Source organism: Micromonospora sediminimaris (genome assembly GCF_016863575.1).
GTDB classification, from domain to species: domain Bacteria; phylum Actinomycetota; class Actinomycetes; order Mycobacteriales; family Micromonosporaceae; genus Micromonospora; species Micromonospora sediminimaris.
Genome location: NZ_BOPD01000012.1, coordinates 136,493 through 151,820 on the forward strand (window position 1 = coordinate 136,493; position 15,328 = coordinate 151,820).

The following is a 15,328-nucleotide window of genomic DNA, read 5'->3' on the forward strand; positions in this document are numbered from 1 at the left end:
GCTGAATTCTACGGCTTCATGAGGGAATCATTGCCGCGCCGCAGGTACGACGGCAGCGCTCCTCGTCGAAAGGGCGATGGGCGCGGTGCCGGGCGAGGCGCACCCTCTCGGTGATGCAGGTCACTCTCGAAGGTCGGGAGTTGGCGCGGTTACGTGGAGTATTGCTGCGGCGGGCACTTACAGAACCCTTAACTCCTGCCTGAGAACGTAGGCCCGACAGCGAGGACCACGGGGAGCGGAAGCGTGCGGGTGCTGGTGGCGGACGACGAGCGGTTGTTGGCGGACACCGTTGCGGAGGGGCTGCGTCGCCTCTCGATGGCGGTGGACGTCTGCTACGACGGTGACGGAGCGTTGGAGCGGGTCGGGGTGAACCGGTACGACGTCGCGGTGCTGGACCGGGACATGCCGGGACATACCGGCGATGAGGTGTGCCGCAGCCTGGCGGCGTCCGGCTCCGGTACGCGGGTGCTGCTGCTCACCGCTGCCGCCGGTATCAGGGACCGGGTGGAGGGCCTGGGGCTGGGCGCCGACGACTACCTGACCAAGCCGTTCGCCTTCGCCGAACTGGTCGCCCGGGTGCAGGCGTTGGGTCGGCGCTCCGCCCCGGCCGTCCCGCCGGTGCTGGAGGCGCATGACGTCGTCCTGGACGTGGCCCGGCACACCGTCACCCGCAGCGGTCGGCCGGTCAGCCTGAGCCCGAAGGAGTTCGCCGTGCTGCACGTGCTGCTCCGCGCCGAGGGTCGGGTGGTCAGCGCCGAGGAACTGCTGGAACAGGCGTGGGACGAGTTCGCCGACCCGTTCACAAACGTGGTCCGGGTCACCGTGATGACGTTGCGGAAGAAGCTCGGTGAGCCGCAGGTCATTCACACGGTGCCCCGGGCCGGGTACCGGATCGGTGGTGCCGAGTGACGCCGCGCTGGCGGGTCGTGCTGGTCGGCGTGCTCGCCCTGCTCGTCGGGTACGCCCTGCCCGGCCTGACGACGTCGGTGCTCGGCGAGTTGTGGGTGAGTGTCAGCAGGCTCTGCCACACCGGGCTGCCCGGCGTGGGTCTGGTGTGCCAGCCGGCGCGGGACCTCGCCGGCCTGGCCGTCCCGCTCACCGGGCTGGTGCTCCTCGTGCTCTCGGTCGCCGGGATCTGGGCTGCCGCGCTGTGGTGCCTGCGGCCGGTGCGGGATCTGGCCGGGCCGATCGCGCAGGTCGGGCCGCAGAATCTCGGTCACCGGCTCCGGCCGCGCGGCAGCGACGAACTTGCCCGGCTGGCCCGGTCCATCGACGAGATGATGGAGCGCATCGCCGCCGGCTACGAGGGGCAGCGGCGGTTCGCCGCGAACGCCTCCCACGAGCTGCGTACGCCGTTGGCGGTGCAGCGGACGTTGATCGAGGTCGGCATGGCCCGCTCGCTGACCGGTGAACAGCTGGAACTGCTGACCGGGCAGTTGCTGGAGACCAACGAACGCAACGAGCGGCTGATCGAGGGGCTGCTCGCGCTAAGTGAGAGCGACCAGGGGCTGCGATCCCGTACCCCCCAGCGGCTCGACGAGATCGTCACCGGGGTCCTGGCCGCGCACCAGGACCGGATCACCGAGGCCGGGTTGACGGTGCAGAGCCATCTGGAACCTCGGAGGGTGATGGGCGAGCGGGTGCTGCTGGAGCGCCTGGTGACGAACCTCGTGGAAAACGCGATCAAGTACAACCGGCCGGGCGGCACCCTCACCGTCGCGGTCGGTCGCAACCCGGCCCTGACGGTGGTCAACACGGGCCAGGTGGTGCCGGCCGAGGCGGTCGCCGGTCTCTTCGAACCGTTCCGGCGCCTGGCCCGGGACCGGACGAATCACAGCGGTGGCGCCGGCCTCGGCCTGGCCATCGCTCGCTCGATCACGCAGGCCCACGACGGCCTGATCGCCGCCCGCCCGGCCGAGTACGGCGGGCTGCGGGTGGACGTCCAACTACCCACCGCACCCTGACCCGGCCGCCCAGCCGGCAGCCGAGCCACCACCCGACGTACGGGGCCGCATCCGCGGCGACCCGACCCTCAGCGTGCCCGCGAAACGGCGTCGGCAGGCCCGGAAGACGAGCGCTTCCGCCGTGCCCGGGAACCGACCCGGCCTGCGTGCCGGCGACCTGCCCGGCGTGCGCGCGACCTCGCTGGGCGGGCCGGAGACCTGAGCCGCGGGCCAGCGGACAGCAGCGGCGTGCCAGTCGCCTGGCGGCCTGACAGAGACGGAGAGGAGAGACCCATGACCACCCGCGAACACGCCGTGGTCGAGTCGGCCGTCGGCCGGCCCGTCCCCGGCGGTGCCGGCACCGGGCCGGTCTCAGCCGGCACCAGGTTGACCTGGGTGGATGTCGCCAAGGGCGGCTGCATCCTGCTGGTCCTGCTCTGGCACGTGATCGTCAAGGACTATCTCCAGATCGACTGGCGGCTGGACGTGCCGGTCCTGGGTGCCTGGGGGACCTTCGGCGAACTGCTGCTACCCATGCGGATGCCGCTGTTCTTCACCATCTCCGGCATGCTCGCGGCGACCGCCGTGCAGCGGCCCTGGCGGTCGGTCGCCCGGCCTCGGGCCGCCCGCTTCCTCTACCTGTACGGCGTCTGGCTGATGATCCACACTGCCGTTCTGGCTCTCGCCCCGGACTTCCCGACCGACCGGGCGAGCGACCTCGGTGGCCTGTTGGCACAGCTGACGGTCACCCCGTCCAACCTCTGGTACCTGTACGCGCTGGCGCTGTACTTCGTACTGGCGAAGGCACTGCGACGGTGCCATCCGGCGGTGCTGCTGGTCGCCGCCGGCACGCTGAGCGCCGTAGCCGCGGCGGGGCTGCTCGACACCCCCGGCAACCGGGGCGGTCTGTACCAGAACCTGGTGTTCTTCCTGGCCGGGCTGCACCTGCGCGGGCACGTCCTTCGGTTCGCCGACGCCGTCACCGGCCGACGATTGCTGCTGGCCGGAGCGGCGTACGCCGTCGCGCTGGCTGCCGTGGCGGCGACCGGCACCGCTCGGCTGCCCGGCGTGGCGCCGCTGGTCTCCGTCCTCGCGGTGCTGTTCGGCATCGCCGTGGCGGTCCGGCTGGCCCGACGGCCGGTGGTGGGCGAGCCACTCGCCGCCCTCGGCCGACAGACGCTGCCGATCTATGTGCTCCACATGCCGGTGCTGGCGCTGCTGCATCGACTGATCGCCGAGCCGATCGCTGGTCTGGACGAACCTGTCCGGTTCGCGTTGGCCCTCGGCTTCCCGTTCTCGCTCACCGTCGCCGTGCTGGCGATCAGCCTCGGCCTGCACCGGCTGTTGCTGGCGGTCCGGGCGTCGTGGCTGTTCGACCTGCCGGTCCGGGGCAACGCCACCCGGCGGCCGACCTCCCGACCGTCCGCGCCGTCGGCGGCAGAACCGCTCGCACAAACGGCATCCCACTGATCGATTTGAAGGAGAGGACATGTCACACACTGATCCGTCCGGAGCCGGTCCGGTTCCGATCGACGTGCCGGAGGCAGCCCGGTGGCTGGCCGGCCGGGTGTTGCGTACCCCGGTGCTGCGGGCACCGGCCATCGACCGGTTGGCCGGTGCCCGGGTGCTGCTGAAGGCGGAGAACCTTCAGGCCGGTGGCTCGTACAAGATGCGCGGCGGGCTTTACGCGGTGAGCCGGCTGGCAGCGGCCGGGCACGGTGGGGTGGTCGCCCAGAGCACCGGTAACCACGCGGTGGCGGTGGCGCTCGCGGCTCGGCGGTTCGAACTGGCCGCCACGGTGGTGCTTCCGGTCGACGCGGCAGCGACGAAGGTGGCTCGGGCCCGCGCGGCAGGAGCGCGGGTGGTGCTCGCCGGTACGACGGTCGAGGAGCGGCTGGCCGTGGCCCGCCGGGTGCGTGACGAGACCGGCCACCCGATCGTCGACGCGTACGACCATCCGGACGTCATCGCCGGCCAGGGCAGTGCCAGCCTCGAACTGATCGAGGAGGCCGAACGGGCCGGCACCCCGCTCGACGCCCTCGTGGTGCCGGTCGGTGGCGGTGGCGGTGCCGCCGGTGCCTGCCTGGCCGCGGCCGGTCGGCCGATCGAGGTGTACGGGGTGGAGCCGCATGGCTGCGACTCGCTGGCTCGCAGCCTGGCGGCCGGTCGGCCCGTTCCGGTCACACCGGCACCGACGATCGCCGACGGACTGCGCCCGACCTGTGTCGGTGAGCTGCCCTTCGCCATCCTGCGCACCCGGCTGCGCGGCGTGGTCCGGGTGGACGACGACGAGATCGCCGAGGCGTTCCGGCTGCTCCTGCTGGAGCTGAAGATGCTGGCCGAGCCGTCGGGGGCGGCCGGTCTGGCCGGTGCGCTACGGCTCGCCGCCGCTGGCGCGCTGGGCAACGACGGGGCGCGGCGGCGCACGGTCGGCGTGGTGCTGACCGGCGGAAACGTGGAGGCGGACCTGGTCGCCCGACTGGCGGCAGCCGCCCGACTCAAGGAAGAGGTGGCAGTGGCATGAGTGCGCCCGTACGCATTGGAATTCTGTTCGGTGGTCCGTCGGCGGAACACGACGTGTCCTGCGCCTCCGCGCTCGGTGTGGCCCGGGCGCTGGCCGGCGGCGGCTACCGCATCGTCGCCATCGGGGTCACTCGCGCCGGTGGGCTGCGGCTCGTCCCGGACGCGGCGCTGTCCGGATTTCTGGCCGGCACCACATCGGAGCGGGCCATCGACGACCGGCTGACGGTGATCGGGCCGGCCGTGGAGCTGCGGGCCGGGCCGCGTGCCGGTACGGCGGTGGTGACCGCGATGGACGCGCCCGGCGCGGTGCACGCCGAGTTGGACGTGGTCTTCCCGGTGCTGCACGGCCCGTTCGGTGAGGACGGGGTGGTGCAGGGGGTGCTCGAATCCCTGGGCGTGCCGTACGTCGGGTGCGGCATCCTCGCCTCCGCCGTCGGGATGGACAAGGTGGCGATGAAGCGGGCGTTGCGGGCCGAGGGGGTGCCGATCACCCCGCACGTCTCCTTCGACGCGACCACGTACCGGACCATTGAGGATCCGGAGAAGCTGGTGCTGGGGCTGCGTCGCCCGCTGTTCGTCAAGCCGGCCCGGATGGGCTCCTCGATCGGCATCTCCCGGGTGGCCGAGGGCGACGATCTGGCGGCGGCGATCGAGGAGGCGCTGCGACACGACACGGTGGTCGTGGTGGAGCAGGGAGTCAGCGGCCGGGAACTGGAGTGCGGGGTGCTCGGCGGTGCCCGTCCGGACGCTTCAGCGGTCGGCGAGGTACGGGTCAGCGGTGGCTGGTTCGACTACCGCCAGAAGTACTTCGGCGACACCGATCCGATGGTCGTCCCGGCTCCGCTGTCGCGGGAGGTGAGCGAGCGGATCAGGGAGCTGTCGGTGCGGGCGTTCGCCGCGATCGGTGGCTGGGGCCTGGCCCGGGTCGACTTCCTCTACGACGAGGCCGCGGGCGAGTTGTACGTCAACGAGTTGAACACGATGCCGGGCTTCACCGCCCACTCGATGTACCCGAAGGTGTGGGCGGCGGCCGGCGTCGGCTACCGGGAGATCCTGGACCGTCTCGTCGCGCTGGCCTTCGCCCGGCACGCCGAGCGGCCCCGCGGGGGAGACGAGCGATGATCCTGCTCTGCGATCCGCGGGTCGCGGCGGTACCCGGCGTCGACGACGGTGAGCCGCTCGTCGACCTGCGCGATCTCCCCGAGCTGCGGCTGGATTCTCGGGCGGCCGATCCGGCCGGCGCGTACGCCCGGTTGCGTCAGCCGGTGGTGGACCGGTTGCTGACGGCGCAGCGCGCACTGCCCGACGGGTTGCGCCTGCTGATCGTCGAGGGGTACCGGCCCTACCAGGCACAGCTTGACATCTTCACCGGCTACCAGGAGGAACTGCGGCGGGCCCACCCGGACTGGTCGCCGGAGCGGCTGTACCGGGAGACCACCAAGTTCGTCTCCCCGGTGGAGGTGGCGCCGCACAGCACAGGAGGCGCGGTGGACCTGACGTTGTGCACAGCGGACGGCGTCGAGCTGGACATGGGCACCGCTGTGGACGCCACCCCGGAGGCGAGCGACAACGCCTGCTTCACCGCCGCGTCGTCGATAGGCCCCGACGCTCGCCGGCACCGGCAGATCATGGTTGCCGCCCTGCGTGGGGCCGGCCTGGTGAACTACCCCACCGAGTGGTGGCACTGGTCGTACGGAGATCGCTACTGGGCGTTGCTGACCGGTGCGCCACACACCCGTTACGGGCCGGTATGACCGATGCCTTCACCGGCTAACTCGAAGCATTGTTTCGATAAGTGTCACGGCGATGAACTGGAAAGCGCTCCCACGCCGTACCAGCCCGCGAACACAAGGATGTGAGGACGGGAGAAACAGGTGAAGCTGCAGCGGAAGCACGTGCTGGCGGCGGGGGTGGCGGTGGTCGCCGCGGCGACGGTGGCGGTGGGCACCGGTCTGGGGTTCGCTGACAGCGCACCGAGCCGGCAGAGCGTCTGCGCGGGATCGATCACGTTCTCGGCCGAGGCGGGCGCACCGGCCGCCACCAGCAACCAGTTCCCGGTCGGTACCCGGCTGCGGGTGACGAACCTCGACAACGACAAATCGGCGGAGGTGACCGTGGTCGGTCCGTCGGGCAGTTGCGTGCTGCTCAACGCCACCGCGATGGAACTCGTCCGTGAGCCCGGCAAGAACGTGATCCGGAACAACGTGGTCGAGCGTATCGGTGCCGCCGCGCAGCCGGGCGCGGGACAGCCGGGCGTGATCGGTGACCGGCCGGGGTCGGCCTCACCGCCGGCGGCCCGCCCGGTCGCCGGATCGGCCTGCCAGGGCGCGATCACCTTCTTCGAGGAGGACGCAGGACCGGCCGCGACGAGTGACCGCTTCCCGGTCGGTACCCGGCTGCGGGTGACCAACCTGGACAACAACAGGGCGACCACGGTCACCGTCACCGGCCCTTCCGGCAGCTGTGTGCTGCTGAACTCCGCCGCGATGGAGCAGGTCCGGGAGCCAGGCAAGAACCTGGTACGCAACAACATCGTCGAGGTGCTGGGCTGAGCCGCAGGTCCACTGTCGCCAGACGTCGCGGCCGTCACGCACGCCGCCCGGCGCGACGGCGCGACGATCGGCGGTGTCACCAACCGCCGTCGTCGCGTACCCGGGCCGGGGCGCGGCCGAGCAGCAGGGTGATGAGCGCGGCGTCGAAGTCGGCCCCGAGGAACCACTCACCGGCCTGGTCCAGCGCGAATATCCGACCCCGTTCGTCAGCTGCGATCATGCTGTGCCGGCTCTCGGTGCCGATCGGGATCAGCCGGGTGCCGATCACCGCCGCGAAGTCATGCAGCGATTCGGCGGATTGGGCGACCCCACGGGGGTGAATGTCGAAGCGGGAGATCCACACCTGCTCACCGGGGCCGCGCCGCCGGCTGAACAGTCGGGGTAGGGCGTTGAGGGCAGCGTGCCCGTGCGCCCTGCCGCTGCTGACGACCGGGTGACCTGCCGAGGTCGCTGCGTCGGCGTCGGGCCGCCAACCGGCGGCGACCAGCGCCCGCGCCACCTCTGCAGGAAACCGGCCGGGTGCCGGGTCGGCAGCCGGTTGTGGAAGCCAGGGCTCGGTGTGGGCTCGTTCAGCAGGGGGCAGAACGCTGAACTCGACAAGCATGTTCAGACAGGAGTCGCAGGGTCGTTCGGCTGGCCCGCCGTGCGGATCGCCCGGCGCCCGGACCTGAAACACCTCGATGCGGGCGGACGTCAGCAGCTCCTTCGCGTCGCCCATGCTCATGGCGGTGATGCCTTCGGCAGTGCGGCGGTGGTCGTACTCGTGCAGGACGTCGGAGACCACGACGAACTCCGCGTGCCGGGAACCGCCGCGTACCAGGTGGCCGGCGGGCTGCCGGTCGAGGTACGCGCGGATCAGCGGGTGGTGGTTGAGTTCCACGTCACCCTTGGCGCCCTGGGCGGTGAAGATCCGCCCCTCGACGGTGAGACGTGCGGTGGTGGTCGGTGCGGGCAACCGGCGGATCTCGCGTAGCAGCTGACCGGCCGGATCCACGGTACGCGGGGCCGATGGGCGGGTGGCCCGGCTGCGACGGTAGAGCCGCGCCACCACGTCGGGCGAGACCCGCGGCCAGGTGCTCACCTCACCGGTCCGCTTGTCGACCACGGTCGTGGGCAGATCGCCGGCAAGTGGCCTGACCTGTGTGGCTGCCGTGGAGGTGATGACGTACCCGAGGTCGAACTCGACGACCGTCGGTCGGCACTCGTGCCCCAGGCGCAGCGAGTCGCGGCGGGCCCACACCGCGGCGAGCTGTTCTGCCTGTTCGCGGTCGATCACAACCGGTAACCTATCGGACTACGTCGCTGCGTGGCTTTGTGTGCGGTGGAGCCTACCCATCGTGAGGTGAGCGGTCGTTCTGCCGCGCCGAGCGGCCCGCGCGGCACCCGCTGCGGGCCTCGACGGGGGGCAATACGCTCGCGGAATGGCAGCTCCGGAGAAGAAGGACGGTGACCGGCGGCTCTGGGCCTGGCCGGCGGGCATCCTGCTCGGCATGGTGATCGGGGTGGCGGCCCTGGATGGTGCTGCCGGCATCGGCGTCGGTGTGGCCCTCGGTGTGGCCTTTGCGCTGGCACTTGGCGCGACGGGTGGCGAGGACGGCGCGAGCGGCGCTGGCGGCGAGGGCGGCGCTGGCGGCGAGGGCGGCGCTGGCGGGTCCGGCTCCGGGGAGGGTCCGGACCGTCCGGCATGACCGCCGAGCGGCCCGTCGCGACGTGGTGCGGCGCACATGCGGGGTGCTCGATGGCCAGCCGAGGTCAGGCCCCGGTAGTAGCCTGACCGGCGTTCCCCCGTCGGGGGAGGAACGGTGGTTGATCATGTCGGTACGTCGGCACACGGCGCGACTCGCGACGGTCTGCGTGTTCCTGGGTGCCCTGGTGGCGCTCGGTGGCGCTCCCGCGCACGCCGACGAGGACCGGGTGCGGGTGCGTTCGGCAGGCAGCTTCACCGCGGGCCGTTCCGCCCAGGGTGTGACCGTCGAGGTGCGCAAGCGCACCGACGGATGCGTGCGGGTGCGCACCGCGCTGGGTCTGAGCCTGCCCGACGTACGAGCCGACCAGGTGGCGGTGCAGGCCAACGTGGGAGGCCGTTGGGTGCCGGTCGGGATCTCCGGTGCGACGGGGCTGGTCACCACCGCGCCGGTCGCCCCGGCCCGGGACGAGCTCTGCAAGGGTAAGGGTCTGGCGATGCGGTACCGCGTCGCCTTCGCCGCGGATGCCCCCGGCGGCCGACTGGTGGTGACCGGTGAGGCGACCACGGCGCGCGGTGCCGTGCTGGGCCGGGCCGCCGCGTCGTCGCGGGTGGTTGGCGGGCGTGCCTCGGCGTCGCCCTCCCCGTCGCCCTCCCCGTCGCCGTCGCCCAGCGAGGAGGTGGCCGAGGAACCGACCGTCGAGGCCACGCCCACCGTGGCGCTTGCCGCCGAGACGACGGACGATCTCGCCCAGACGGCCGGTGAATCCTCCGGCGGGTCGCCGGTGATGTACTTCGGTATCGCCATGGTCGCCGCTGGCGCACTGCTCATCGGGCTGCTGATCCACCGCTCCCGCAAGGACCGCAAGGATCGCGGACAACCGGCCGACGGGTTCGTGATTCCACCGTCGCGCAACCCGGGTGGCACCACGTACCGGTCCGGCGGCCAAGGCGCCGCGCCGGTCGCATCCGCCCCGGGCGCCCTGCCGGTCCCACCGGGCCCGAATGCCGCACCGGCATCGCCGCCCGGCCTGGGCAACGTGCCGCCGGCAACGCCCGGTCAGGCGTACGGGGCGAGTCGGCCCGGCACGCCCCGGGTCTACGGCGGCACGGCAGAGCCCAGGCCGACCGGCGGCACCGCAGCGCCCCGGCCGACCGGCGGGGTGTACGGTGCCCGGCCGGCCGACCCGACCGAGGCGACTCGGCCGGGTGGACCGGTGGCGCCGACCGGCCCGGTCCCACCCGTCACGTCCGCCCGTGCAGCGGTGTCACCGGCGCGGATCGTACCGCCCACCTCCGCCCCGCCGGCACCGTCGACGCCCGGCCTGGCCGTACCGCCCCCGGGCCGGTCACCCGTACCGCCTCCGGGCCCGGCCGCGCCGACCTCGGGCCCGCCGGCCGCGCCGACCTCGGTGCCGCCGGTGGAGCCTGGTCAGGGCGGGGTGTCGGGGCGCCCGGACCGGTCGCCGGGTGCCGGGACGGGTGACGAGCCGGAGTACGGACGCGGGCTCGGCGGCTGAGCCGGGGCGGGTGCCGCCGCTCCGATACGCTCAGGTTCGTTGACGTCCCGCAGGCGAGGAGTGGAACCGGTGTCTGATCTGTCCCGGATCGTGAAGGCGTACGACGTCCGTGGGACGGTGCCGGACCAGTGGGACGAGCGTGTCGCCGGTGCCCTCGGCGTCGCCTTCGCCCAGATGCTCGACGCCGCCGGTGAGCCGGGGCAGGCGGTGCTCATCGGGCACGACATGCGGGCCTCCGGGCCCGGGCTGGCCGCCGCCTTCGCCACCGGGGTACGCGCCGAGGGCCGCCCGGTCATCGAGATCGGGCTCGCCTCGACCGACATGGTCTACTACGCCTCCGGTTCGCTCGGACTGCCCGGCGCGATGTTCACCGCCAGCCACAATCCGGCGCAGTACAACGGCATCAAGCTCTGTCACGCCGGCGCCCGCCCGGTCGGGCAGGACAGCGGGTTGGCCGAGGTCCGCGACCGGGCGCAGGCCCTGCTCGACAAGGACGAGCCGATCGGTGAGCCGACCGCGCCGACGCAGCGGCGCGACCTGCTGCCCGACTACGCGGCACACCTGCGCACGCTTGTGGACCTCTCCGGCATCCGGCCGCTGACCGTGGTGGTCGACGCCGGCAACGGGATGGGCGGGCACACGGTGCCGAGCGTGCTCGGCGACGCCGCTCTGGCGGCCCTGCCGTTGCGGATCGTGCCGCTGTACTTCGAACTGGACGGGACGTTCCCCAACCACGAGGCCAACCCGTTGGATCCGGCCAACCTGGTCGACCTGCAACGCGCGGTGGTGGCGCACGGCGCGGACATCGGCCTGGCGTTCGACGGAGACGCCGACCGCTGCTTCGTGGTGGACGAGCGCGGCGAGCCGGTCTCCCCGTCGGCTATCACGGCGTTGGTGGCCGCGCGGGAGTTGGCCAAGCACCCTGGCTCGACGGTGATCCACAACCTGATCACCTCCAGCGCGGTGCCCGAGATCATTCGGGAGCACGGCGGTGAGCCGGTGGTGGCCCGGGTGGGTCACTCCTTCATCAAGGCCGAGATGGCGCGTACCAACGCGGTCTTCGGTGGGGAGCACTCGGCGCACTACTACTTCCGGGACTTCTGGTTCGCCGACACCGGCATGCTGGCGGCGATGCACACCCTGGCGGCGCTCGGCGAGCAGCCGCTGCCGCTGTCCACGCTGGCCGCCGAGTACGAGCGGTACGTCGCCTCGGGTGAGATCAACTCCACGGTGGCGGACCAGGCGGCCAAGGTCACCGAGGTGCGTGCCGCGTACCCGGAGGCCGAAGCCGACGAGATGGACGGTCTCACCCTGCGCTTTGCCGATGGGGCGTGGTTCAACCTGCGCGCCTCGAACACCGAGCCGCTGCTGCGGCTCAATGTCGAGGCACCGACCGCCGAGCGGATGACCGCACTGCGCGACGAGGTGCTCGACCTGGTTCGCCGATAAGATCGCTCGCGCCGGTCGGCACCTCCGGCCGGTGAAGCCGCACACGTGGAAGGAGCCGCGCAGTGGCCCTCGACCCGCAGTTGCTGGAAATCCTTGCCTGCCCGGACACACACCATGCCCCGCTGACCTACGACGCGCAGGTCCAGACGCTGACGTGCACCGAGTGCGGCCGGATCTTCGAGGTCCGCGACGATGTGCCGGTGCTGCTGCTGGACGAGGCGCGCGGCCCTGCGGAGGGATCGTGATCGACGGAACCGCCGGCGTCAGCGGGCACCGCAACGCCGACGAACGACTGCTCGACGACCCGCAGGCGCTCGCCGAGCGCGATCCGGGGGGCATGCTGCGGCACACCGCCTCGGCGGGGGCACAGGTACGCGAGTCGGCCGCCCTGGCCGCCGAGGCGAACCTCTCCGTACTCGCCGACGACGGACGTCCCCGGGCGGTGGTGATCGCCGGCATCGGCACCGCCGGACGGACCGGTGACGTGCTGGCCACGGTCGCCGGGCCGCGCTGCCCGGTGCCGGTAATCGCGCACCGCCTTGCCGGCGTGCCCGGCTGGGTCGGCGCGGCGGACGTGGTGATCGCGGTCAGCGCCTCCGGCCGCAGCCCGGAGGCGCTGGGTGCCGCCGAGGCCGCTCACCGGCGGGGTGCCCGGCTGGTCGCGGTGGGTCCGGCGGACTCGCAACTGCACTCGGTCGCCGAGCGGGCCCGCGCCCCGTTCATCCCGGTACCCCGGCGGGCACCGGCCCGGGCCAGCCTCTGGGGCCTCACCGTGCCGGTCCTGCTCGCCGCCCGGGCCCTGGGCCTGGTCAAGGTCAACGAGGCGGACCTGGCGGAGACGGCGGCCCGGCTGGACGCCGACGCGGACCGCAGTCGCCCCACCGCCGAATCCTTCGTCAATCCGGCGAAATCTCTCGCCCTCGGGCTGGCCGGGTCGATCCCGATCGTGTGGGGCTCGTCTCCGCTGGCGGCGGTCGCCGCACGCCGCTTCGGCGACACCCTGTCGGCCAACGCCCGGTACCCGGTGGTCACCGGCGCGCTCGGCGAGGCGGGGCGCGGCCGGGTCGGCCTGCTCGATGGCGTTTTCGGGGGTCTGGCCGAGGGAGAGCGGGACATCTTCGCCGATCCGGACGAGTCGGACGGCGCGGGCACCCGACTGCGGTTGGTGCTGTTGCGCGACGGTGGCCTGAACGCCGAGGACGACGCCGACGAGCCCCTCGCCGTCGAGGAAAGGCGCGCGGACGCGGTGCAGACCCTCGCCGAGCGGCGGGGCGTACGGTGCGACGTGGTCACCGCCGAGGGCGGTTCGGCGCTGGAGCGGCTCGCCTCCCTGGTGGCGGTGCCGGACTTCGCGTCGATCTATTTGGCGTTGGCGCACGGCCTGGACCCGATGGCGGTCCCGGCGATCACCGAGATGAAGGAACTGGCCAACCAGTGAGCACCCAGGGTGGCAGCAAGGCGATCATCGCGGCGCTGCTGGCCAACGTCGGCATCGCCGTGACGAAGTTCGTGGCCTTCCTGTTGACCAGCTCGTCGTCGATGCTCGCCGAGTCCATCCACTCGGTCGCCGACTCGGGCAACCAGGCCTTGCTGCTGCTCGGCGGCAAGCGGGCCCGGCGGGCCGCCACCCCGCAACACCCGTTCGGCTACGGGCGGGAGCGCTACGTCTACGCCTTCATCGTCGCGATCGTGCTGTTCAGCCTGGGCGGTCTGTTCGCGCTCTACGAGGCGTGGCACAAGTGGTCCGATCCGCACGGCATCACCAGTTGGCAGTGGGTGCCGGTGACCGTGCTGCTCGCGGCGATCGTGATGGAGTCGTTCTCCTTCCGCACCGCGATCAGGGAGTCGAACCTGGTCCGGGGCCGTGAGTCGTGGACCAGGTTCATTCGCCGGTCGAAGGCGCCGGAGCTGCCGGTGGTGCTGCTGGAGGATTTCGGCGCACTTGTCGGCCTGGTCTTCGCCCTGCTCGGGGTGGGCATGACCCTGGCCACCGGCAACGGCCGCTGGGACGCGGCCGGCACCGCGATGATCGGCCTGCTGTTGGTGACCATCGCGATCGTGCTTGCCGTGGAGACCAAGAGCCTGCTGCTGGGGGAGGGGGCCGAGCCGGCGGACATCTCGGCCATCGAGCAGGCGGTCACCGCCGGCCCCGAGGTGGAGCGGATCATCCACATGAAGACGCTGTACCTCGGTCCGGAGGAGTTGATGGTGGCCGCGAAGGTCGCGGTGTCGCGGTGCGAGAGCGCCGAGGAGGTGGCCCAGGGCATCGACGCGGTGGAGGAGCGGATCCGGGCCGCCGTGCCGGTCGCTCGGGTCATCTACCTCGAACCGGACATCTACCGGCTCCCGGCCGGGTCATCCACCACCTCCGGGCACGCTGGGAGCTGACCGGTGGAACCGCTGTACGGGCCGATCAAGGACTACGCCTGGGGCTCCCGCTCGGCGATCGCCGAACTTCAGGGACGGCCGGCGCCCAGCGCGGTACCCGAGGCGGAGCTGTGGCTCGGTGCGCATCCGGGCGCGCCGGCCGCCGTCGAGCGTGACGGCGGGCGGATCGCGCTCACCGAGGTACTCGCCGCCGAGCCCGTCCAGTGGCTCGGCCGCCCGGTGCTCGACCGGTTCGGGCCCCGGCTGCCGTTTCTGCTCAAGGTGCTGGCCGCAGCGGCCCCGCTGAGCCTTCAGGCCCATCCGGACGCCGAACAGGCGCGGGCCGGTCACGCCGCCGAGCAGGCCCGCTCCGGTGGGCACCGCAACTATGTCGACCCGTTCCACAAGCCGGAGTTGCTGGTGGCGCTCGGGCCGATGGAGGCGCTGTGCGGGTTCCGGGATCCCGCCGCCTCGGCGCGGGCGCTCGCCGCGCTGGGCGTACCGCAGCTGCGTCCGGTGCTCGACGCGTTGGCCGCCGGGCCGGCGGGACTGGCCGAGGCCGTACGCCGGCTCCTGGAGTGGCCGACGGCGGAGCGGGCCGACCTGGTGGCGGCGGCCCGGGCGGCGGACGGCCCGGACGCGGACCTGGTGGCCCTGCTGGCCGATGCGTACCCGGCCGACCCCGGAGTGCTGGTGGCCCTGCTGCTCAACCGGGTGCGGCTGGCCGCCGGTGAGGCGATCTGGATGCCGGCCGGCAACCTGCACGCCTACCTGCGCGGCACCGGGGTGGAGGTGATGGCCGCCAGCGACAACGTGCTGCGGGGCGGGTTGACCCCGAAGCACGTTGACGTGGCCGAACTGCTGCGGGTGCTCCGTTTCGAGGTGCTTGATCGGCCGGTGGTCGCGCCCCGGGAGGTCGCCGACGGGGTGGTCACCTGGCCGGTGCCGGTGGACGACTTCGCGCTGCACCGGGTGACCGTCGGCGACGGTCGGTCCGAGGTGACGTTGGCGGTGCCGGGCCCCCGGGTGGTGCTCTGCACCGCCGGCCGGATCACCGTGACCGACGGGGTGGCGCCAGTGACTCTCGGCTCCGGCCGGGCGGCGGTGGGACCAGCCGCTGGCAGTTCACTCACGGTCACCGGTGAGGGTGAGACGTACGTCGCCTCCACCGGTCAGGTCTGAGTCGGCTTCGGTTCTTGGGTGAGGTCAGCTGGCGACCGACAAGTCCGACTTTCCCGGAATAGCTTGACTCAGCCCTTGCTCAGTGTGACTCTATAGGTGCGTAGCGTT

The 15,328-nt window shown here is 72.4% G+C and carries 15 protein-coding genes; 14 read left to right on the forward strand and 1 reads right to left on the reverse strand.

Features of this window, described 5'->3' with window-relative positions:
- Positions 1 to 243 precede the first annotated feature (243 nt).
- The 7 genes from Vse01_RS10985 (at position 244) to Vse01_RS11010 (ending at position 7,018) form a co-directional block, all read left to right on the forward strand.
- Entirely contained in the window at positions 244 to 909 is a 666-nt protein-coding gene (locus Vse01_RS10985; RefSeq protein WP_093406528.1) for a response regulator transcription factor, read from the forward strand.
- On the forward strand, positions 906 to 1,964 hold the full coding sequence (locus tag Vse01_RS10990; RefSeq protein ID WP_093406531.1) for a sensor histidine kinase: 1,059 nt from the start codon (positions 906 to 908) through the stop codon (positions 1,962 to 1,964). Before Vse01_RS10985 ends, Vse01_RS10990 begins: the two co-directional genes overlap by 4 nt.
- A gap of 273 nt (positions 1,965 to 2,237) precedes the next feature.
- Positions 2,238 to 3,413 carry an acyltransferase family protein gene (locus tag Vse01_RS29305; protein WP_232511305.1) on the forward strand — a complete coding sequence of 392 codons (1,176 nt, stop codon included), beginning with the start codon at positions 2,238 to 2,240 and terminating at the stop codon, positions 3,411 to 3,413.
- Between the two features lie 19 nt (positions 3,414 to 3,432).
- Positions 3,433 to 4,467, forward strand: a complete 1,035-nt coding sequence (locus tag Vse01_RS29310) for a threonine ammonia-lyase (protein WP_232511306.1) — start codon at positions 3,433 to 3,435, stop codon at positions 4,465 to 4,467.
- Positions 4,464 to 5,588, forward strand: coding sequence for a D-alanine--D-alanine ligase family protein (locus Vse01_RS11000; protein ID WP_093406533.1), 1,125 nt, complete (start codon positions 4,464 to 4,466; stop codon positions 5,586 to 5,588). The genes Vse01_RS29310 and Vse01_RS11000 overlap by 4 nt, the downstream gene beginning before the upstream one ends.
- Complete coding sequence (locus Vse01_RS11005; RefSeq protein WP_093406535.1) at positions 5,585 to 6,220, forward strand: M15 family metallopeptidase; 636 nt, start codon at positions 5,585 to 5,587, stop codon at positions 6,218 to 6,220. The genes Vse01_RS11000 and Vse01_RS11005 overlap by 4 nt, the downstream gene beginning before the upstream one ends.
- A gap of 120 nt (positions 6,221 to 6,340) precedes the next feature.
- The gene (locus tag Vse01_RS11010; protein WP_093406537.1) at positions 6,341 to 7,018 is read left to right on the forward strand and encodes an RlpA-like double-psi beta-barrel domain-containing protein; all 678 of its coding nucleotides are present in this window, start codon (positions 6,341 to 6,343) and stop codon (positions 7,016 to 7,018) included.
- A 76-nt stretch (positions 7,019 to 7,094) separates the two neighbouring features.
- Here the strand turns inward: Vse01_RS11010 and Vse01_RS11015 are convergent, their stop codons facing one another.
- Positions 7,095 to 8,294, reverse strand: coding sequence for an SUKH-3 domain-containing protein (locus Vse01_RS11015; protein WP_093406540.1), 1,200 nt, complete (start codon positions 8,292 to 8,294; stop codon positions 7,095 to 7,097).
- Positions 8,295 to 8,439: 145 nt separating this feature from the next.
- Between Vse01_RS11015 and Vse01_RS11020 the strand changes: the two genes are divergently transcribed.
- The 7 genes from Vse01_RS11020 to manA all read left to right on the forward strand — a co-directional run bounded on the left by Vse01_RS11020 (position 8,440) and on the right by manA (position 15,220).
- Positions 8,440 to 8,706, forward strand: a complete 267-nt coding sequence (locus Vse01_RS11020) for a hypothetical protein (protein WP_093406542.1) — start codon at positions 8,440 to 8,442, stop codon at positions 8,704 to 8,706.
- Positions 8,707 to 8,830: 124 nt separating this feature from the next.
- Positions 8,831 to 10,222, forward strand: a complete 1,392-nt coding sequence (locus tag Vse01_RS11025) for a hypothetical protein (protein ID WP_170863480.1) — start codon at positions 8,831 to 8,833, stop codon at positions 10,220 to 10,222.
- 69 nt (positions 10,223 to 10,291) lie between these two features.
- The gene (locus tag Vse01_RS11030; RefSeq protein ID WP_093406688.1) at positions 10,292 to 11,671 is read left to right on the forward strand and encodes a phosphomannomutase/phosphoglucomutase; all 1,380 of its coding nucleotides are present in this window, start codon (positions 10,292 to 10,294) and stop codon (positions 11,669 to 11,671) included.
- Between the two features lie 62 nt (positions 11,672 to 11,733).
- Positions 11,734 to 11,916, forward strand: a complete 183-nt coding sequence (locus Vse01_RS11035) for a Trm112 family protein (RefSeq protein ID WP_093406545.1) — start codon at positions 11,734 to 11,736, stop codon at positions 11,914 to 11,916.
- On the forward strand, positions 11,913 to 13,109 hold the full coding sequence (locus Vse01_RS11040) for an SIS domain-containing protein (RefSeq protein WP_093406547.1): 1,197 nt from the start codon (positions 11,913 to 11,915) through the stop codon (positions 13,107 to 13,109). Before Vse01_RS11035 ends, Vse01_RS11040 begins: the two co-directional genes overlap by 4 nt.
- Positions 13,106 to 14,059, forward strand: coding sequence for a cation diffusion facilitator family transporter (locus Vse01_RS11045; RefSeq protein ID WP_093406550.1), 954 nt, complete (start codon positions 13,106 to 13,108; stop codon positions 14,057 to 14,059). The genes Vse01_RS11040 and Vse01_RS11045 overlap by 4 nt, the downstream gene beginning before the upstream one ends.
- Before the next feature lie 3 nt (positions 14,060 to 14,062).
- Complete coding sequence (gene manA, locus Vse01_RS11050; protein WP_093406553.1) at positions 14,063 to 15,220, forward strand: mannose-6-phosphate isomerase, class I; 1,158 nt, start codon at positions 14,063 to 14,065, stop codon at positions 15,218 to 15,220.
- The last annotated feature ends 108 nt before the right edge of the window (positions 15,221 to 15,328 follow it).